Consider the following 19,764-nt stretch of genomic DNA (forward strand, 5'->3'; position numbering starts at 1 on the left):
CTCCGCCTTGATGAACAAAGCCGCTGATCTTGCTCAGGAAGTCCGCGACGGCGAGACGGTCATTCGGCTTTCTGGCAATCTTTCCATAGCTTGCCTCAACCAGCTGCCCGACCGGCTGGACGCCATAGAAGGCCCGATTCATACGATCGACCTGTCGGACGTGGATCATATGGACACGATCGGCGCCTGGGTGCTGCATCGCACGATCAAGCGTTGGGACTGCAGGATCACAGGCGACAAGTGCGACGCGGAGCGGTTGATCGCGGCGGTCGGCCGGGTCGATGAGCCGGTCAACATCCGCCCCGACTATGTGCCGCCCTGGCAGCGCGTGGTCGGCCAGATCGGGGAGGCCGTGCTCAATGCGGGCAGCACCTTGCTCGGCCTGCTTGGTTTTTTCGGCGGCACGCTGGTCGCGACGTGGAATGTCATCCGTCACCCCGGCCGCTTCCGCATCAATGCCGTGGTCCAGCGGTTCGAGGTGGTCGGTGTGTCCGCTCTCGGCATCATCGGCCTGATGAGCTTCCTGATCGGCATCGTCATCGCGCAGCAGGGTTCGGTACAGCTCCGTCAGTTCGGCATGGAGATGCTGACCATCAACCTCGTCGGCCGGCTGACGTTTCGGGAACTGGGCGTGCTGATGACCGCGATCATGGTCGCGGGCCGCTCCGGTTCCGCCTTTGCCGCGCAATTGGGCACGATGAAGCTGACCGAAGAGGTCGACGCCATGCGCACCATCGGCGTGTCGCCGATGGAGGCGCTGGTGCTGCCGCGCACACTGGCTGTCGTGGTGATGATGCCGCTGCTGGGCTTCTATTCCTCCGTCGTTGCGATCATCGGCGGCGGATTTCTCTGCGCCGTGTCGCTCGACATCCCGCCGATCACCTTCGTCCAGCGATTGCGGGAAGTGGTGCCGATTCATGATCTGTGGGTGGGCCTGATCAAGGCGCCCGTCTTCGGTGTCATCATCGCATTGGCGGGCTGCTTTCAGGGCATGCAGGTCAAGGGCAATGCCGAGGAAGTCGGCCTGCGCACGACAGCCGCGGTCGTGCAGGCGATCTTCCTCGTCATCGTGCTCGACGCCATGTTCGCGGTTCTGTTCACCTGGGTGGGCTGGAACTGATGGAGCCCGAAGAAGAAATGACCGCGGAGGAAGCGCGGGTCGAAAAGGCCGTGGAGCGGGATGGCATCGCCATATCGGTCCGCAACCTGCGGAACAGCTTCGGTGAGCAGGTGGTGCATGAGGGGTTGAACCTCGACGTGCGCAAGGGCGAGATTTTGGGCGTGGTCGGCGGATCGGGCACCGGCAAGTCGGTGCTGATGCGCTCGATCATCGGCCTTCAAACTCCGGATGAGGGCGAGATCCACGTCTTCGGTGAATCGATGATCGGTCGGCTGGATGACGAGGCGCTGGCGATCCGCAAGCGCTGGGGCGTGCTGTTTCAGGGCGGCGCGCTGTTTTCGACGCTGACCGTGGCCGAGAATGTCGAAGTGCCGATCCGCGAATATTACCCCAATATCGGTCCAAAACTTCGTGACGAGATCGCCGCCTACAAGATTCGCATGACCGGCCTGCCTGCCGAAGCCGGCCCCAAATATCCCGCCGAACTGTCGGGCGGCATGAAGAAGCGCGCGGGGCTCGCGCGGGCCTTGGCGCTCGATCCGGACCTGCTGTTCCTCGACGAACCCACGGCGGGGCTCGACCCGATCGGCGCGGCGGCCTTCGACGATCAGACGCGCAAATTGCAGCAGACGCTGGGGCTGACCGTCTTCCTCATCACCCATGATCTCGACACGCTCTATTCGATTTGCGACCGGGTGGCGGTGCTGGCGGACAGGAAGGTGACGGCGGTCGGCACGATCGATGAGCTGCTGGCGACCGACCATCCGTGGATTCAGGAATATTTCAACGGCCCGCGCGGGCGCGCCGCGACGGCGGCGGTCGATCGCGAAAAGAATAAGAGGCGATAGGATATGGAAACCCGCTCCAACCATGTGCTGGTGGGCACGGTCACGCTGCTGTTGCTCGCGGCGATCATGATCGCGGCTTTCTGGTTCTCGCGCCTCTCCCAGGGCGACAATATGGAATATGACATCTTCTTCAAACAGTCGGTGAACGGCCTCGCCAAAGGGTCGAGCGTCAATTATTCGGGCGTCCCTTCCGGCCAGGTCGAGAAGATCGAGCTGTGGAAGCGCGATCCCGGCTTCGTGAAGGTGCGCATTTCAGTGAAGGAAGGCACGCCCGTCCTGCTGGGGACGACCGCGACCATTGCGGGTGTGGGCTTTACCGGCGTGTCGGAAATCGTGCTGGATGGCGCGGTCAAGGGCGCGCCGCCGATTGCCTGCCCGGCGGAAAACCCCCTGGCCGCATGCCCGGACGGCGTGCCGGTGATCCCGACCAAGCCGGGCGCGCTGGGCGAGTTGCTCAACAATGCGCCGCAATTGCTGGAACGGCTGTCCACCTTGACCGAACGGCTGACCGAGCTGCTCAACGACAAGAATCAGCAGTCGATCGCGAGTATCCTCGCCAATGTGGAGCGCATTTCCGGCTCATTGGCCGACCGCAGCCCGGAAATCGCCGCCACGCTGGCCGAGGCGCGCATCGCCGTGCAGCGCACCGGCATCGCCGCCGAGCAGATCGGCAAGCTGGCCGCGTCCACCGACGCCATGGTGAATGATGAGGGCCGTCCGCTGCTGGCCGACCTGCGCAAGAGCATCCAGTCGGCCACCCGCAGCATCGACACGCTCGACAAGACCATTGCGGAAGCGCAGCCGGGCGTCCACGCCTTCAGCAACCAGACCATGCCGGAGGTCAACCAGCTCGTCCGCGACCTGCGCGAAATGTCGCGCTCCTTCCGCGGCGTGGCCGAAAAACTCGATCAGCAGGGCGCGGGGTCGATCGTCGGATCGCCCAAGCTGCCCGATTATAAGCGATAAGAGGGACATGATGATGTTTCACAGGAAACTGGGCCTGATGCCGGTGGCCCTCGGCGCATTGATGCTGGCCGGTTGCGTGTCCTTCGGGGGCAAGCCGCCCGAACGGCTGCTGTCGCTGAACGCCACGCAGAAGGTCGCGCCGGGCACGCTGCGCAGCGCTTCGGCGGGCACGGCCATCACGGTGGCCGATCCGGAGGCGCCCAAGATGCTCGACACGGTGCGGGTGCCGGTGATCACCTCCCCCACTTCGGTGGCCTATGTCACCAAGGTGCAGTGGGCCGACACGCCGCGCCATCTGTTCCAGAAGCTGCTGGCCGAAACCATCGCCGCCACCAGCAACCGCATCGTGCTCGATCCCGGCCAATATTCGGCCGATTCGGGTCAGCGGCTGATGGGCGAGCTGGTCGATTTCGGCGTGGACGAGGCAAGCAACAGCGCGGTCGTGACCTATGACGCGCTGCTGGCCGGACCGGGCGGCACGGCGATCGCCAAGCAGCGCTTCACCGCCACCGCGCCGATCGGTGGCAAGATCGACGCGAACAACGTGGGCGGTCCGCTCAACGCCGCGGCGAACAAGGTGGCGGCGGATGTCGCCGCCTGGCTGGCGGCCTCGGGGCGTTAGAAATCTTGTACCCCGTGCTCCTGCGAAGGCAGGAGCCCAGTTCTGCCCTCTGAACTAGGCTCCTGCCTTCGCAGAAGCACAATCTAAGTCATTCCAGACTCTTGCTCACCTGTTCGGTGACGTCCTTCGACAGCCCCGGCACGCCCAGGATACGCTGCAACTCCGCCCGCATCAGCGCCGCGCGCCCCTCATCGAAACGCTTCCAGCGGCCCAGTGGCGGCACCAGCCGGGCGGCAGTCTGGGGGTTTAGCTTGTCGAGCGCGATGATGCAGTCCGCGACCAGGCGATAGCCCTTGCCCGAGCGATGATGGAACGCCCATTGATTGCCCGCAAAGGCGCCGTAAAGCGCCCGCACCCGATTGGGATTGGCCAGGGTGAAATCCTTGTGCTGGCTCAGATCCTCGACCAGATCGACCGTGTCGGGATGGAAGGCGAAGGCCTGGGTCTGGAACCATTTATCCAGCGTCAGCGCATCATCCCGGTAACGATTGTAGAAGATGTCGAGCGCCGCTTCCCGCTCCGCGCTGGTGCCGTTCGCCAATGTGGCGAGCGCCGCCTGACGCTCGGTCATATTGTCCGCCTCGCTGAACTGGCCAAAGGCGACAGCCGCGCCATCGCCCGCGCCTGATGCGGCGAGAAAGAGCAAGGCGGTGTTGCGCAGCTTGCGCGCGCCCTTGGCGGCCGGCGACAGCGCAAAGGCGTTGGCCTTGGTCTTGCCATGGATGTCGCGCCACAACGGCTCCAGTTCAGCCCCGATCCGCCGTTGCAGGGCATCGCGAGCCGCGTGGATCGCATCGGGATCGACCACCGCCATCTGATCGCCCAAATAGGCTTCGCTCGGCAAACGGATCGTTTCCGCAACAAAGGCGGGGTCGAGCAGCGGATCGGTGGCGGTGTTGCGGATCGCGGCGATCACCGCATCTTCATCGACCGCCTGCCCGCCGATGCGACCGACCAGCACATTGACCATGAGCTGCTGCATCGCCTCATAGCGGGCAAAGGGGTCGTCATCATGGGCGGACAGGAAGGCGAGGTCGGCCTGGCTGCGATTGGTTTCCACGATCACCGGCGCGGAAAAGCCGCGGTTGATCGAAAGGATCGGCGCCGTTGCCCAGTCATCGAAGGTAAAGCTCTGCTTGGCCTCCGTCAGCATCAGCAGTTCGTCGCCGCGATCCTTGCCCGTTTCCCGATCGAACAGGGCAGTGCGCAATGGGATGGCCATGGGCTGCTTTTCCGGTTGGCCGGGTGTCGGCGGAACAGCCTGCTCCAGCAGCAACGTGGCGGTCTGCGTCGCCGGATCATGCGTCAGCAACGCCCGGACATGGGGCGTTCCGGCCTGTTCATACCAGCGGCGGAACTGGCTGAGGTCGATCTCCCCGCCCTCTTCCATGGCGCGGACGAAATCCTCGCAGGTCGCTGCCTCGCCATCATGCCGGTCGAAATAGAGGTCCGTTCCTGCGCGGAAGCGCTCCGGGCCCAACATCAGCGCCATCATGCGGATGAGCTCGGCGCCCTTGTTGTAGATCGTCGCGGTGTAGAAGTTACTGATTTCCATATAGGATTCCGGCCGCACCGGATGGGCGAGCGGCCCGCTATCCTCCTGGAACTGGGCAGCGCGCAGGATGCGGACATCCTCGATCCGCTTCACCGCATGCGACCCCATGTCGGCGGAGAAATTCTGGTCGCGGAAGACGGTGAAGCCTTCCTTCAGGCTCAATTGGAACCAGTCGCGGCAGGTGACCCGGTTGCCCGACCAATTGTGGAAATATTCATGCGCCACCACGCCTTCCACGCCGTCATAATCGATGTCGGTGGCGGTTTCCGGGTCGGCCAATATATAGCGCGAATTGAAGATGTTGAGGCCTTTATTCTCCATCGCACCAAAGTTGAAGTCGGCTACGGCGACGATGTTGAACACGTCCAGATCATATTCGCGGCCATAGACTCGCTCGTCCCACGCCATGCTGTTCTTGAGCGCCTGCATGGCATGAGCGGTGCGCGGAAGATCGGCTTCCTTGACCCAGATCCCCAGTTGCACCTCACGCCCGCTGACCGTCACGAAACGGTCGGCATTGCAGGCAAGGTCGCCCGCGACCAGCGCGAACAGGTAGCAGGGTTTGGGAAAGGGATCGTTCCAGCGCGCCCAATGGCGGCCATCGGGCAGGTCGCCCTGCTCGACCGGATCGCCATTGGCGAGCAGCACGGGATAAAGCGCCTTGTCGGCCGCCATCCGAACGGAATAGCGCGACAATATGTCGGGACGGTCGGGGAAGAAGGTAATGCGGCGAAACCCTTCGGCCTCGCATTGGGTGCAGAGCAAGCCACCGCTGGCATATAGCCCCATCAGCTTGCTGTTGCCTTGAGGGCTGATTTCCACCTTCGTTTCGACCTGGTGCGCGGGGCCAGAAAGCGGGATGATCAGCTCTCCCGCTTCGAGCGACCATTGGCCGGGCGTCAGCGGCTCGCCATCGACCTTGATTTCCAGCGGCAGAAGCCCGTCTCCGTCCAGCTTCAGCGGCCTGTCATGATCGCCGTTGCGGGTAACGGACAATGTCGCCCGCACCTGCGTCGCCGCTGCATCCAGATCGAAATCCAGGGCGATGTCGGGTACCAGCCAATCGGGCGGGCGATACTCTTCGCGACGGACGATATGGGGCGCGAGGGGGGAGGATGAAATATCTGCCATGCGCACAGGCTAAGGAGTCGACGCAGAAAAGGCCAGTGGCCGCCTCACCGAAATGCGGGCGGCCACTGGCTTTTTCTGGCGGTTAGATACGTTCGCCCGACAAGCGCTGACAGAGCATATCGAGCTGGTCCAGCGTCGAATAATGCAGCGACAGGACGCCGCCACCGCCCTGACCATAGTCGATATTGACCTTCACGCCCAATATGTCGGCCAGATGCTGCTCCAGAGCCGCGATGTCGGGATCATTCTCCCGGGACGCAGCCGCGCGCTTTCGGCTGGGCGCGTCATCCCCCTTTTTGGCGCGGCGGACGAGTTGCTCGGTATCGCGAACGGACAGACCCTTGGCTTCGACAGTCCGGGCGAGGGTTTCGCAGTCGGGCGCGCCGATCAGGGCGCGGGCGTGACCCATGCTGAGCTTCTGTTCGACCACCTGCTGCTGCACCGGCGCGGGAAGATCGAGCAGGCGCATCAGATTCGCAACATGGCTTCGCGACTTGCCGACGAGGCGGCCGAGCGCTTCCTGGCTGTGCTGGAATTCCGCGATCAGCTTCCGATAGGCTTCGGCTTCTTCGATCGGATTGAGGTCTTCGCGCTGGATATTCTCGATCAGCGCGATTTCCAGCGTTTCCGCTTCGTCGAAATCCCGCACGATGGCGGGAATGCGGTGAAGCTGGGCACGCTGAGCGGCGCGCCAGCGGCGCTCGCCCGCAACGATCTGGAACCCGCCGCCATGGGGACGGACGATGATCGGCTGGATGACGCCGCGCTTGGCGATGCTGTCGGCCAGTTCCTGCAAGGCGCCTTCATCGAAATGCCGGCGGGGCTGTTCGGGATGCGGCTGAATCAGGGCAACTTCAATACTCTGGATCGCCTTGGTCGAGGGCGGGATGGCAGCCGTCGACGCCACCGGCTCTTCCCGCGCAACATCCCCCAACAAAGCCGAGAGACCCCGCCCAAGCCCGTGAGGACGCTTGGGGGACTTCATCACATTCTCGTTACTCAAGCAGCGACCTCCTGGCGGGGCAGACGCGCAATCAATTCACGCGCCAGACGCATATAGGCTTCCGACCCAGAACAGCGGAAATCATAGATCAAGGCCGGAACGCCATGGCTGGGCGCTTCCGACAGGCGCACATTGCGGGGAATGACAGTGGAGAAAACGAGATCGCCCAGACAGGCGCGCACATCGTCCGCCACTTGATCGGTCAGACGGTTGCGCCGGTCGTACATGGTGAGCGCCACGCCCATGATCGAGAGGCCAGGATTGAACCGTCCGCGAATGCGCTCAACCGTCTGGAGGAGTTGCGACAGACCTTCCAACGCGAAAAACTCGCATTGCAGCGGCACCAGTAGCGATTGTGCCGCAACCATGGCATTGATGGTCAGCAAGCCGAGCGAGGGTGGGCAATCGATCAGGCAGATATCCCAGCGGCCGGGCTGCGCCTCCGCCAGCACGCGCTCGAGCCGATGCGTGCGCTCCTCATATTCGATCAGCTCGATCTCCGCGCCCGACAGATCCTGGGTGGCGGGCACGATGTCGAGCTTGGGAACGCGGGTGGTGATGATTGCATCTTCAAGGGCGCAATTGCCGACGAGAAGATCATAGCTCGATTGCGCCCGGTCCGATTGGGCAACGCCCAAACCCGTCGAGGCATTGCCCTGGGGATCGAGATCGACCAGCAGCACCCGCAACCCCGTGGCAGCCAGACCGGTTGCCAGATTGATAGCGGTGGTGGTTTTCCCGACGCCGCCTTTCTGATTGGCGATGGCAATACTGATCATCCTCGGGCTTTCCTCCTGACGGATCGGACCGCCTGTGCGACGATGATGGCGCTGTCGGCGTCAGTCACACTGCGTTCCACGTGAAACGCACCTTGCCATGATCGACTCGCCGCCTCCAGTTCATTCTGCGCATTTCGTCCTTTTGGCAGCACCCAGATGGTTTTTTCATCGGACAAATGCACCGCCGATTCGAATAGCTTCGGAAGGGGCGCATAAGCGCGGGCGCTGATGATGGCCGCCCGCGTTGAAGGCACAGTCTCAACCCGCCCACCGAAAACGCTGGCCCCGGCAAGGCCAAGTTCAGAGATCACGCCGTTCAAAAAGTCGATCCGCTTGCGGCGCGATTCGACCATCTGGACGGGCCGGTCGGTCAGGATCGCGACGACGATGCCGGGCAGCCCGGCGCCCGATCCCAGATCGATCCACTGCCCCTCCCCGGCGTCTTCCGCCAAGGGAATAAGCTGAGCGGAGTCCACGATATGCCGCGCCCAAATATGCGGACGGGTCGATTCCGCGATGAGATTTTGCTGCTCCATCTCCGTCAGGAGAATGGCGACATAGCGTTCAAGCCTATCCCATGTTCCACGTGGAATATCGAACCGTTGAGCGAGCCATTCCCGCGCTTCATCCTCCGTCACGCCGCGCGCCGCCGGATATGCACAAGGACAGCCGCCAGCGCAGCAGGCGTGATTCCCCGAATCCGTCCCGCCGCCGACAGCGTATCCGGGCGCGCCATATTGAGGCGCTCGATCATCTCCGTCGACAAGCCGCCAATCGAAGCGAAATCGAAATCGGCGGGGATAGTCACCCGCTCATTCCGCCGCATTTCGGAAATCTCCGCCTCTTGCCGCTCGAGATAAGGGGCGTAATGCGCGTCCTCCAAAATCTCGTCACGCACATCCGCCGATATTTGAGAGAGGGCAGGCGCAAGCTCGAACAGAAGATTGCGCCCCACTTCGGGGAAGCGCGCCCATTCGAACAGCGAACGGCGTGCGCCGTCCTGTCGAACCGCAGCTCCCGCTCTGGCCATCTCGGTTGCGGACAAGGAACGGCCCAGCTCGCTTTCCACCGTCCGCCGATCCGCATCGCGCAAGGCATAATGTGCGGCGCGTTGCGCACCCAAAATGCCGTGATGGCGGCCAATCGGCGCAAGTCTGCTTCCCGCATTGTCGGCTCTCAGCCTCAGGCGATATTCGGCACGCGCCGTCAGCATGCGATAAGGCTCAGTCACGCCTTGCAACACCAGATCGTCGATCATCACGCCGATATAGCTGCTGGCGCGATCCAGGATGAGCGGCTCTTCCCCTTTCGCGCAGGCGGCCGCGTTGACGCCCGCAACCAGGCCTTGAGCCGCCGCTTCTTCATAGCCGGTGGTGCCGTTGATCTGCCCCGCGCAAAAGAGGCCGGGAATTGCACGCACCTCCAATGTCGCTTCCAGCGCGCGCGGATCGATATGGTCATATTCGACCGCATAGCCCGGCACGACAATCTCGGCCCTTTCCAGGCCCGTCATCGACCTGATCATCGACAGTTGAACATCGGCGGGAAGCGAGGTGCTGATCCCGTTGGGATAGACAAGATGATTGTCCAGTCCTTCCGGCTCCAGGAAAATCTGATGCCCGTCGCGATCCCCGAATCGGATCACCTTATCCTCGATCGAGGGGCAATAGCGCGGACCGCGCCCTTCGATCGCCCCGCTGAACAACGGTGAACGTCCCAGCCCTTCACGAATGATGGCGTGGGTCCGATCATTGGTCCGGGTGATCGCGCAACTGAGCTGCGGCAGGACACGACCCGGCGAGAGAGCCGACATCGTCCAGCTCCCATCGTCCGATGGCTGCTCCTCCAACCGTGCCCAGTCGATGGTGCGGCCATCGATACGCGGCGGCGTGCCCGTCTTGAGTCGGCCGATCGGCAGATCGAGCGCACGAAGCTGAACACCCAGGGCCGTTGCCGCCCGTTCGCCGGTCCGGCCACCAATGGTGGTTTCCTCACCCCTGAAAAGCTTGCCGCCCAGGAATGTGCCGGTCGCCAGCACCACCGCCGGCGCATCGAGATTCCGCCCATCAGCCAGCGCCAGCCCCGCCACCTTGCCTTCAGAAAGAAGCAAGCCAACCGCTTCGCCCTCGATGATGTCCAACCCCGATTGGGCATCGAGCAGATGATGAATCTCGGCGCGATAGCGCTTGCGGTCGGCCTGGATGCGCGGTCCCTGAACAGCCGCACCCTTGCTGCTGTTGAGCATGCGGTAATGGATCGCCGCGGCATCGGCGGCGCGTCCGATCAATCCGTCCAGCGCGTCGACCTCCCGCACCAGATGGCCCTTGCCAAGTCCGCCAATGGCGGGGTTGCAGGACATGGCGCCGACAGTCGCCTTCTCAAAGGTCAGCAACGCCACCGACGCGCCCTTGCGCGCCGCAGCAGATGCCGCCTCGCAGCCCGCATGGCCACCGCCGACCACGATCACATCATAGCTTGTTCGCATGCGCGCCCCTTAACAGATGTCGGGCGCCCCGGTCAAAACTGTTCCACGTGGAACAATGCTATTTGCCGATACAGAATCCGGCGAACAGATGGTCGAGCATATCTTCGGTACTCGCCCGCCCCGTCAGTTGATCGATGGCATTACGCGACTGCCGCAATTCCTCTGCTACGATCAACAAATCATGGCTCGCATCCGCCAAGATCAAATGGGAGCGCAAAAGGGTCGCCGCATCCCGCTGCCGCTTGTGCAGGGCGTAGTCCCCCTCCCCCGGCAGCAGGCCAGCCGCCCGGTCGAGCAGGATCGCGACCAAATCAGCCATCCCTTCCCCCGTCACCGCAGAGAGCTGAAGACCAGGTCGCTCCCCCTCTCCGCCCCGATCGCATTGCGCAGCGATCAGGACGGCATCGCCACGGGGCGCCTCTCCCGCCAGACCGAGCCAAAGAATGATATCTGCCGCATCAAGCGCACTTCGCGCCCGCTCCATGCCGATCGCCTCGATCACATCGCCCGTCTCGGCACGCAGGCCCGCTGTATCGGTGAACAGGAAAGCGACCCCACCCAGCGCGGCGGGCACCTCGATCCGGTCTCGAGTCGTCCCCGCAATATCCGACACAATGGCCGCTTCCCGCCCGACGAGGTAGTTGAGCAACGTGGACTTGCCCGCATTGGGCGGACCCGCCAAAACCACGCGCACCCCATCTCGCAGCCGTTCGGCCGAGGGGGCGGCGAGCACCGTTTCGATGTCCTGCGCCAAGGTCCGGATGCCCTGCCCGATCCGGACTTCAATCCCCTCATCGGGCACATCATCCTCATCGGAAAAATCCAGGGCCGCCTCGGTCATGGCGGAAAGATCAAGCAGTGTCCGGCGCCACCCCTCCACCCGGCGGGAGAAATGCCCCTCCGCCATCAACAGCGCGGCGCGACGCTGCTGCTGCGTTTCGGCGGCGAGAAGATCGGACAGACCCTCCACCGCGTTGAGGTCCATGCGGCCATTGTCGAAAGCGCGGCGGGTAAACTCCCCCGCTTCCGCCCGGCGCAATCCGGGCTGCGTACCAAGCGCATCCTCCAGCGCGGCAATCACCGCGCGCGCGCCATGGCAATGCAATTCTGCCAGGTCTTCGCCGGTCGCCGTATCAGGACCGGGAAACCACAGGATCAGCGCCCGGTCGAGCAAAGTGCCGTCGCGCGGATCGGTCAAGGACGAAAGCCGCGCCCGGCGCGGCGGCGGCAAGCTCCCCGCCAAAGCCGCAAGAGCCGGTCCAGCCAACGGCCCGCTGATGCGGATCACGCCGATGCCAGCCGGGGGCGCGCCGCTCGACAGCGCGAAGATAGTATCCGTCACGGCGGCGTCTTCGTAAAAGGGTCAGCCCTAGCTCTTGTCGCCATTCTTGCTCGGCATCCCCGCCAGGCCGATATCCATCATCTGCTTGAACAGCCGCATGCCCGCGTCTCCGAGCGGCGAAAAGCTTTTGAACAGCGTTTCCATCTGCTCGACATTGGCAACGCCATCGAAACTGTCGAGCATCGTCTTCACATATTTATCGTGAATGGGGGTGACATCCGGCAGGCCAAGGAAAGCCCGAGCCTCCGCAGGAGTGCAGTCGACGTCCACGCTTACCTTCATATCTCGCTACCTTTTGCTGCGGGCTCCCATTAATAAAGCCTCATGCCGCAACATGGGCAGGCAAGGCAAATTTTTTGACGGCAAGGACGGTTGCGCTGAGCCCGGCAAGCGCCATTATAGAAGTCTACAAGCAAGGAAAGGATATCCCATGGCAGCATTCACATCCATCTCCACGCTGGAGGGCGACGCCCAATTCGATGTCTATGTTGCCCGGCCGGAAGGGACGCCAAAGGCCGCCATTGTGGTGATCCAGGAAATCTTTGGGGTGAATGAGGGTATCCGCCGCAAATGCGATAGCTGGGCGGCGGCGGGCTATCTCGCTCTGGCGCCCGACCTGTTCTGGCGGGAAAAGCCGCATGTCGAACTGGACGCCGACATAGCCGAGGATTTTCAGGCAGCTATCGGCCATATGCAGAAATTCAATCAGGATCAGGGCATTCGCGATATCGAAGCCACGATCAAGGCTGCCCGCGCCGAACTGGGGCAAGACGGTAAGGTGGGGCTGGTCGGCTATTGCCTGGGCGGGCGGCTGGTGTTCATGTCGGCCTGCCGCACCGATGGCGATGCTTTCGTCGCCTATTATGGCGTCGGCATCGACGGCCTGCTGAACGAGCAGCATGCGATCGGCAAGCCGGTGCTGCTGCATATTCCGACCGCGGACGGTTTCGTCCCGCCCGAAGCGCAGCAGAAAATGCATGAGGGGTTGAAGGACAACCGCCATGTGACCCTGAAAGATTATGTGGGACTCGATCATGGCTTTGCCGCGGAAATGGGCGCCCGCCGCGATGAAGCGGCTGCACAGCTCGCGGACAGCCGCACCGCCGATTTCTTCGCGGCTCATCTCTGACAGGAAGGCGACGGCATTGACACAGGCATGGCGGATGGTGGCCCGCAGCCATGGCGGGCCCGAAGTGATTGCGCGGGAGGATTTCGATCCCGGCCTGCCGGGGGAAGGCGAGCTTCTGATCGCGCAGGATGCCGTCGGCCTCAACTTCATCGACACTTATTATCGTACCGGCCTCTATCCAGCGCCGCTGCCGACCCCGCTCGGGGCGGAGAGCGCGGGCCACGTCGCTGCTATCGGCCCCGGCGTGACCGGCTTTGCCGTGGGCGACAAGGTGGGCTGCGCAACGGGGTTTGGAGCCTATGCCACCCATCGCCTCCTGCGGGCGGAACAGGCCGTGAAGATTCCCGACGCCATCAGTACGCAGGATGCCGCGGCCATGATGCTGAAGGGCATGACCGCCTGCTATCTGGCGGAGGACATCGTCACCTTGCAAGCCGGTCAGTTCGCGCTTGTCCATGCGGCGGCTGGGGGTGTCGGCTCCGTGCTGGTGCCCTGGCTGCGCGACAAGGGCGTAATCGTGATCGCCCATTGCGGATCGGCGGAGAAGGCGGCGCGGGTAAACGCCGAGCATAGCCTGCATGGCGCCTTCGACAGTCTTGCCGCAGCCGTGCGGGAAATCACGGCGGGCCGTGGCGTGGACGTTGTCTATGATGGAGTCGGCAAGGATAGCTGGAGCGCGTCGCTGGCTTCGCTCAAACGGCGCGGGCTGATGGTCAGCTATGGCAATGCCTCGGGTCCGGTGCCGCCGGTCAACCTGCTCGACCTCAGCCGGGGCGGATCGCTTTATGTCACCCGTCCCACCCTATACGACTATATTGCTACGCCCGAAGAGTTGGCATCGACCGCCGAAAGACTGTTCGACCGCATGGCGCGAGGCGTGGTAAAGGCCGTCGTCGGCCAAAGCTTCGCCCTGGCCGACGCCGCTGAAGCGCATCGGGCGCTGGAAGCACGGAAAACCACGGGTAGCACATTATTGATCCCCTGATGGGGCGTGTGGAAGCGCGCAGGGCTTGTATCGGCGGTCGGCAGTGGAAATCTAGGCCTATGGCCGCCGCAACCCATTCCGGTCGGCCAAAGGATAGGACGTCTGGAGCCTGCCCCGCATAGCCAAGCGGCGCATTCTGCCGCGCTGGTGGCTGGGAGCAAGCAGCCATGGCAACCCTCGGTCTCAAAGGCGCGGCGGACGGCTGATCCGTCCGCCACACGATTCAGATAAAGAGCGTCAATATGCCGACCTGATGATCGACGATGCCGTCATAGATCATCTTGATCGCGACATAGATGATGACGGCCAGGCCCAGATAGGCGATCCAGCGGAAGCGCTCGATATATTTGGCGATGATGTTCGCGGCGATGCCCATCAGGGCCACGGAAAGAACAAGCCCGATGATCAGGATTCCAGGATGGTCCCGCGCCGCACCGGCCACCGCCAGCACATTGTCCAGGCTCATGGAGACGTCCGCGACCGCAACCGCCCAGGCCGCGCCTGCAAAGCTCTTGGCTGGGCGCAGGCCGGATATGTCGTCGTCGCTCGGGTCCAGCGTGTCCCCCCCCCGCTTGGGATGCAGTTCGCGCCACATCTTGAAGGCGACCCAGAGCAGCAGCAGTCCGCCCGCCAGGATCAGGCCGACGATCTGCATCAACTGCGTCACCACCAGCGCAAAACCGATGCGCAGCACCAGCGCGGCGATGATGCCGATCAGGATCACCTTCTTGCGCTGTTCCGCGGGCAGGCCCGCCGCCAGCGCGCCGACGACAATGGCATTGTCCCCGGCCAGCAGCACGTCGATCATCAGCACCTGGCCGAAGGCGGCCAAGGCGGCGGGTGATCCGATATTGCTGAAATCATTGACGATATGCGCCCAGATATCGGCGGGCGAACCCATCCCTTGGGCGGCCGCGGCGGCTGTGGCGAAAAGGTCGAGCATGGCGGCCTGATGTCCCCTGAAATTACTGGCCCTGAAATATTGGCCTTAAAAAATAGCGGCCGCCAGACCGGAGTCTGACGGCCCGAAAAATCGCAACGCTTGGCCAGGCAATATGTTTGCGCCTCCGGACCTGCCGAACCGCAAACCGCCCGGCCGGTTACTGGTTCATCGAATCGAAGAAATCCTCGTTGGTCTTGGAATCCTTCATCTTGTCGAGCAGGAATTCCATCGCATCGACCGTGCCCATCTGCATCAGGATACGGCGCAGCACCCACATCTTCGACAGCTTGGCCTTGTCGACCAGCAGCTCTTCCTTACGGGTGCCCGACTTGCCGACGTCCAGCGCCGGGAAGATGCGCTTGTCCGCCACCTTGCGGTCCAGCACGATTTCCGAGTTGCCGGTGCCCTTGAACTCTTCGAAGATGACTTCGTCCATGCGGCTGCCCGTGTCGATCAGCGCAGTCGCGATGATCGAGAGCGAACCGCCCTCCTCGATATTACGCGCGGCGCCAAAGAAGCGCTTCGGCCGCTGGAGCGCATTGGCGTCGACACCGCCGGTCAGCACCTTGCCCGACGAAGGCACCACGGTGTTGTAGGCGCGGCCCAGACGCGTGATCGAGTCGAGCAGGATCACCACGTCCTTCTTATGTTCCACGAGGCGCTTGGCCTTTTCGATCACCATTTCAGCGACCTGGACGTGGCGCTGCGCCGGTTCGTCGAAGGTCGAGGAGACGACCTCGCCCTTCACGCTGCGCTGCATGTCGGTGACTTCTTCCGGACGCTCGTCGATCAGCAGGACGATCAGGAAGACTTCGGGGTGATTGTCGGTGATCGACTTGGCGATATTCTGAAGCAGAACCGTCTTGCCGGTGCGCGGCGGCGCGACGATCAGCGCGCGTTGGCCCTTGCCCTGCGGCGAGACGATGTCGATGACGCGGGCCGACTTGTCCTTGACCGTCGGGTCGACCGCGTCGAGCGTCAGCTTCTGCGTCGGGTAGAGCGGCGTCAGATTGTCGAAATTGACGCGATGGCGGACGACTTCGGGATCGTCGAAATTGACCGAGATCAGCTTGGTCAGGGCGAAATAGCGTTCGCCATCCTTGGGCGCGCGGATTTCGCCTTCCACCGTGTCGCCGGTGCGCAGGCCGAATTTGCGGACCTGGTTGGGCGAGACGTAGATGTCATCCGGACCGGCGAGGAAGTTCGCTTCCGGGCTGCGCAGGAAGCCGAAGCCGTCGGGCAGCACCTCGATCGTGCCCTCGCCCATGATCTGCTCGCCATTTTCAGCCTCGACCTTGAGGATCGCGAACATCAGATCCTGTTTGCGCAGGGTCGATGCGCCTTCGACGCCCAGTTCCTCCGCCATGGTCACGAGTTCGGCGGGCGCTTTTTTCTTGAGATCCTTGAGATGCATTCGCGTGAAGTCCGATGGAATGAGAGACGAGAAAAGGAAAGATGGGGGAAGGCTGACCCGGCAATGACTCGGGAGAACCCGCGCCGGACGGGCGGGATAGAATGTTTGGCGTTTAGCGATCTGTCCTAGCCCAAGTCAAGGTGGCAGAGCCATTCGGACCGACAGAAAATTGCCGATATGCGTCCTGCCGCGAATGAAATGGGATGGGCGGAACGGGGCCGCTCATGCTATACGAGAATATAATAAGGAGGATCGAGGAGATGGGACGCCTGCGCGCCGCTCTGGGCATCGCCATCGCGATCGCCAGCCCTTCGTTCGCCGCGCAGGATCGCCCGGCACTCGTCCCCGACGAACCGCCCGCAGTCGTCCGCACGGTTCCCGGTCCCGACACCCGCATCACCATTCCCATCCAGATCGACGGCAAGGGGCCGTGGAACTTCGTAATCGACACCGGATCGCAGCGGACGGTCATTTCGCGTGATCTGGCCGAACGGCTCGCGCTGCCGATGCGCGAGCGGGTGACGGTGATCAGCATGACGGGCCGGGCGGAGGTGAATACCGTGGCTGTGCCGCGCCTGGGCTTCGGCAAGACGGTGGTGGACGATATCGAGGCGCCGGTGCTGGAGGGCGAGAATATCGGCGCGCCGGGGCTGTTGGGACTGGATGGATTGCATGCCAAGCGGCTGCTGCTCAATTTCCGCACCGGGCGGATGGAGATCAGCAACAGCAAGCAGAGCTGGCGCGATCCCAACGTCATCATCGTCGAAGCGCGGCGGCGCAAGGGCCAATTGATCCTGCTCGATTCCGACGTGAACGGAATGAAGGTCAGCATCATCCTCGACACCGGCACGTCGATCAGCGTGGGCAATATGGCGCTGATGAGCAAGCTGGTGCGCAAGAAGAAGGCTCCGGCGCTGAACCTCGTGACGTTGACCAGCGTGACGGGCGATACGCTGGTCGGTCAGTTGGGGCTGATCGACCGGGTGCGGATGGGTCAGGTGACGCTGAAGGACACGCCAGTCATGTTTGCCGACGCCCAGCCCTTCGCGGAACTGGACCTTCAGGATAAACCGGCGCTGCTGCTCGGCATCGACGCGCTCAAGGTTTTCGACCGGGTGGCGATTGATTTCGGGCGGGGGAAAGTGGATTTCCTGCTGCCCGATACCGGGTTGCTTGATCGGACGCGCTTTGCGGCGACGCGGAGGGCGGCGGGTTGATTCTTGGCGTGCTCCTGCTCGGGCAGGAATACGCCAAGTCACAATTCTATCGCGGCGCCTGCTGCTGCCGGTTCCGACCCAGCACATTGTCGATCCACTGCTGGTCGAGGCGTGGCGGCTGCGGCCGGTCGACGGGATTGGGCGCCGCCTGTTCGCTGTCGTCCGGCTGCTGCCGCTCCTCCGACGCCTGCTGGCCCCGCTCGATGGGCAAGCCATTTTCATCGACCATCATGCCCCCGTCCGTTCCGTTGTCGGGCTGGCCGTAATAGGCTTCGTCATCGGGTTCGAGCTGCCATTCGGGCAGAGTCACCTGCGTCTCGAACTGCTCGACCGGGCGTTTGGCGACGGCGACCTTCATATAGTCGGCAAAGGCATGGGCCGGCGCCCGGCCACCCTGCAACACGCCCACGGCGCGGGCGTCGTCACGCCCCATCCAGACGCCGGTGGTGATGCCGCTGGAGAAACCCAGAAACCAGCCGTCCTTGTTGCTGCTGGTGGTGCCGGTCTTGCCCGCGACCGGGCGGTCGATCTGCGCCGCCCTGCCGGTGCCGGTGCTGACGGCGGTCTGCATGAGGTCGGTCATGCCTGCCGCAACCCAGGGCGCAACCAGCACGCGACTGGTGTCGTCCTGATGCTCATAGAGAACCCGGCCTTCGGCGGTCGTCACCTTGGTGATGCCATAGGGCGTCACCGCCACGCCCTTGCGCGCGATCGAGGCGAAGGCGCGGGTCATGTCGATCAGCCGCACGTCGGATGTGCCCAGCACCATCGAGGGATGGGTGTTGATCGGCGTGGTGATGCCGAAACGCCGCGCCATGTCCGCGACCGTCGGGAAGCCGACCTCCACCCCCAGCTTCGCCGCCACGGTATTGACCGAATAGGCAAAGGCGGTGCGGATGTCGATGTCGCCGGAGAAGCGGCCATTGCTGTTGCGCGGCTTCCATCCGTTGATGTCGACCGCGCTGTCCGTGACGCCGGTATCGGGGGTATAGCCCGCCTCCAGCGCCGCCATATAGACGAAGATCTTCCAGGAAGAGCCCGGCTGACGCGTCGCGGTGGTGGCGCGGTTGTAATTGGAACTCACATAATCCAGCCCGCCGACCATCGCCCGCACCGCGCCGTCGCGGTCGAGCGACACCAGCGCGCCCTGCGTCCCATTGGGCACATTGGCCTGGATCGCCGCGGTCGCCGCCTTCTGCATGCCAAGGTCGATGGTGGTATAGACCTCCAGCGGCTCATTGGGCTCATCGATCAGCGTATCGAGCTGCGGCAGCGCCCAGTCGGTGAAGTAGCGCACGCTGTTCTGCGGCGGCTCAGGCGCCATCTTCACATCCTGAAGATGGGCATTGGCACGCTCGGCAGCGCTGATCTTGCCATTTTCCTGCATGAGTTCCAGCACCACGCCCGCGCGGCCGATGGCGGCATCGGCATCGGCGGTCGGGGAATAGCTGGAAGGCGCCTTGACCAACCCCGCGACGATCGCGGCCTCGGGGAGGTTCAGGCCGGTCGCGGGATGGCCGAAGAATTTCCGGCTCGCAGCGTCGATGCCATAGGCGCCGCCGCCGAAATAGACCTTGTTCAAATAGAGTTCGAGAATCTGCCGCTTGGAGAATTTGCGCTCCAGCGCCAGCGCCAGCACCATTTCGCGGACCTTGCGGCCCCAGCTATAGCTGTTGTTGAGGAAGATGTTGCGCGTCACCTGCTGGGTGATGGTGGAGGCGCCCTGCCAACGGCGACCGCTGCCGCGCCGCTCCATCGCCACCCAGGCCGCGCGGGCCATGCCGATGGGGTCGACGCCGGGGTGCAGATAAAAGCGCTTGTCCTCGGTCGAGACCATCGCGTCGACCATGACGGCCGGGATCTGGTCATAGCTCAGCCAGCGGCCGAAACTTGGCCCCAGCGAGACGATGACGCTGCCGTCCGCCGCATGGACGCGGATCATCTGCCCATTGGGCGAGGATTTGAGCGATTCATAATCGGGCAGCGACTGATAGGCGATGACCACCGCGACGACGATCGCGACGAGCGCGCTGAACGTGCCGACGAGGCCGATCTTCAGACCCCGCATCAGCCATTTCTTCACTCTGCCCCGCGGTTCGCTGCTCTTGCCTGATCGTGCCATGGTTCGCCCGGATATGCGCTATGTAATGCAGCGGCCAGTGGAAAACCCATGCAGGCCGCACAAAAATCGGGAATTCTCAAGAGTAGGGACGATTTACAGGCGA

Annotated in this window: 17 protein-coding genes; 7 read left to right on the top strand and 10 right to left on the bottom strand. The window is 63.4% G+C overall.

Annotation, left to right across the window (positions count from 1 at the left end; translation table 11 throughout):
- Positions 1-10: 10 nt before the first annotated feature.
- The 4 genes from HHL26_RS16810 to HHL26_RS16825 are packed head-to-tail and all read left to right on the top strand — an operon-like array spanning position 11 to position 3,556.
- The gene (locus HHL26_RS16810) at positions 11-1,120 is read left to right on the top strand and encodes an MlaE family lipid ABC transporter permease subunit (protein ID WP_066561201.1); all 1,110 of its coding nucleotides are present in this window, start codon (positions 11-13) and stop codon (positions 1,118-1,120) included.
- Positions 1,120-1,968, top strand: a complete 849-nt coding sequence (locus tag HHL26_RS16815) for an ABC transporter ATP-binding protein (protein ID WP_066552813.1) — start codon at positions 1,120-1,122, stop codon at positions 1,966-1,968. The genes HHL26_RS16810 and HHL26_RS16815 overlap by 1 nt, the downstream gene beginning before the upstream one ends.
- A 3-nt stretch (positions 1,969-1,971) precedes the next feature.
- Positions 1,972-2,934, top strand: coding sequence for an MlaD family protein (locus HHL26_RS16820; protein ID WP_066552811.1), 963 nt, complete (start codon positions 1,972-1,974; stop codon positions 2,932-2,934).
- 7 nt (positions 2,935-2,941) lie between these two features.
- On the top strand, positions 2,942-3,556 hold the full coding sequence (locus tag HHL26_RS16825) for an ABC-type transport auxiliary lipoprotein family protein (RefSeq protein WP_082748333.1): 615 nt from the start codon (positions 2,942-2,944) through the stop codon (positions 3,554-3,556).
- An 88-nt stretch (positions 3,557-3,644) separates the two neighbouring features.
- On the opposite strand, the gene pepN is transcribed toward HHL26_RS16825, so the two are convergent.
- The 7 genes from pepN to HHL26_RS16860 all read right to left on the bottom strand — a co-directional run bounded on the left by pepN (position 3,645) and on the right by HHL26_RS16860 (position 12,133).
- Positions 3,645-6,242 (bottom strand): aminopeptidase N, encoded by a 2,598-nt coding sequence (pepN, locus tag HHL26_RS16830; RefSeq protein ID WP_066552809.1) that lies wholly within the window; start codon positions 6,240-6,242, stop codon positions 3,645-3,647.
- 82 nt (positions 6,243-6,324) lie between these two features.
- The gene (locus HHL26_RS16835; protein WP_066552807.1) at positions 6,325-7,227 is read right to left on the bottom strand and encodes a ParB/RepB/Spo0J family partition protein; all 903 of its coding nucleotides are present in this window, start codon (positions 7,225-7,227) and stop codon (positions 6,325-6,327) included.
- Between the two features lie 14 nt (positions 7,228-7,241).
- Positions 7,242-8,024 carry a ParA family protein gene (locus HHL26_RS16840; RefSeq protein WP_066552800.1) on the bottom strand — a complete coding sequence of 261 codons (783 nt, stop codon included), beginning with the start codon at positions 8,022-8,024 and terminating at the stop codon, positions 7,242-7,244.
- Positions 8,021-8,662 carry a 16S rRNA (guanine(527)-N(7))-methyltransferase RsmG gene (gene rsmG, locus HHL26_RS16845; protein ID WP_169576242.1) on the bottom strand — a complete coding sequence of 214 codons (642 nt, stop codon included), beginning with the start codon at positions 8,660-8,662 and terminating at the stop codon, positions 8,021-8,023. The genes HHL26_RS16840 and rsmG overlap by 4 nt, the downstream gene beginning before the upstream one ends.
- Complete coding sequence (mnmG, locus tag HHL26_RS16850; RefSeq protein ID WP_066552795.1) at positions 8,659-10,509, bottom strand: tRNA uridine-5-carboxymethylaminomethyl(34) synthesis enzyme MnmG; 1,851 nt, start codon at positions 10,507-10,509, stop codon at positions 8,659-8,661. The genes rsmG and mnmG overlap by 4 nt, the downstream gene beginning before the upstream one ends.
- 58 nt (positions 10,510-10,567) lie before the next feature.
- The gene (mnmE, locus tag HHL26_RS16855; protein ID WP_066552791.1) at positions 10,568-11,851 is read right to left on the bottom strand and encodes a tRNA uridine-5-carboxymethylaminomethyl(34) synthesis GTPase MnmE; all 1,284 of its coding nucleotides are present in this window, start codon (positions 11,849-11,851) and stop codon (positions 10,568-10,570) included.
- 27 nt (positions 11,852-11,878) lie between these two features.
- Entirely contained in the window at positions 11,879-12,133 is a 255-nt protein-coding gene (locus HHL26_RS16860) for a DUF6489 family protein (RefSeq protein WP_066552790.1), read from the bottom strand.
- 148 nt (positions 12,134-12,281) lie between these two features.
- Here HHL26_RS16860 and HHL26_RS16865 point away from each other — a divergent pair, with 148 nt between their 5' ends.
- Entirely contained in the window at positions 12,282-12,980 is a 699-nt protein-coding gene (locus HHL26_RS16865; protein ID WP_066552788.1) for a dienelactone hydrolase family protein, read from the top strand.
- A 34-nt stretch (positions 12,981-13,014) separates the two neighbouring features.
- Positions 13,015-13,965, top strand: coding sequence for a quinone oxidoreductase (locus HHL26_RS16870; RefSeq protein ID WP_066552782.1), 951 nt, complete (start codon positions 13,015-13,017; stop codon positions 13,963-13,965).
- Between the two features lie 223 nt (positions 13,966-14,188).
- Here the strand turns inward: HHL26_RS16870 and HHL26_RS16875 are convergent, their stop codons facing one another.
- Together HHL26_RS16875 and rho are read right to left on the bottom strand one after the other, a co-directional pair.
- Entirely contained in the window at positions 14,189-14,908 is a 720-nt protein-coding gene (locus HHL26_RS16875) for a YjbE family putative metal transport protein (RefSeq protein ID WP_066552778.1), read from the bottom strand.
- Positions 14,909-15,065: 157 nt separating this feature from the next.
- A complete protein-coding gene (rho, locus tag HHL26_RS16880; protein ID WP_066552776.1) occupies positions 15,066-16,322 on the bottom strand; it encodes a transcription termination factor Rho in 1,257 nt (418 codons plus the stop codon).
- Between the two features lie 260 nt (positions 16,323-16,582).
- Between rho and HHL26_RS16885 the strand changes: the two genes are divergently transcribed.
- Positions 16,583-17,539, top strand: a complete 957-nt coding sequence (locus HHL26_RS16885; RefSeq protein ID WP_066552774.1) for a retroviral-like aspartic protease family protein — start codon at positions 16,583-16,585, stop codon at positions 17,537-17,539.
- A 46-nt stretch (positions 17,540-17,585) separates the two neighbouring features.
- On the opposite strand, the gene HHL26_RS16890 is transcribed toward HHL26_RS16885, so the two are convergent.
- Entirely contained in the window at positions 17,586-19,661 is a 2,076-nt protein-coding gene (locus tag HHL26_RS16890) for a PBP1A family penicillin-binding protein (protein ID WP_066552771.1), read from the bottom strand.
- Positions 19,662-19,764: the final 103 nt, after the last annotated feature.

This window comes from Sphingobium sp. TB-6, from assembly GCF_012927365.1.
GTDB lineage: Bacteria > Pseudomonadota > Alphaproteobacteria > Sphingomonadales > Sphingomonadaceae > Sphingobium.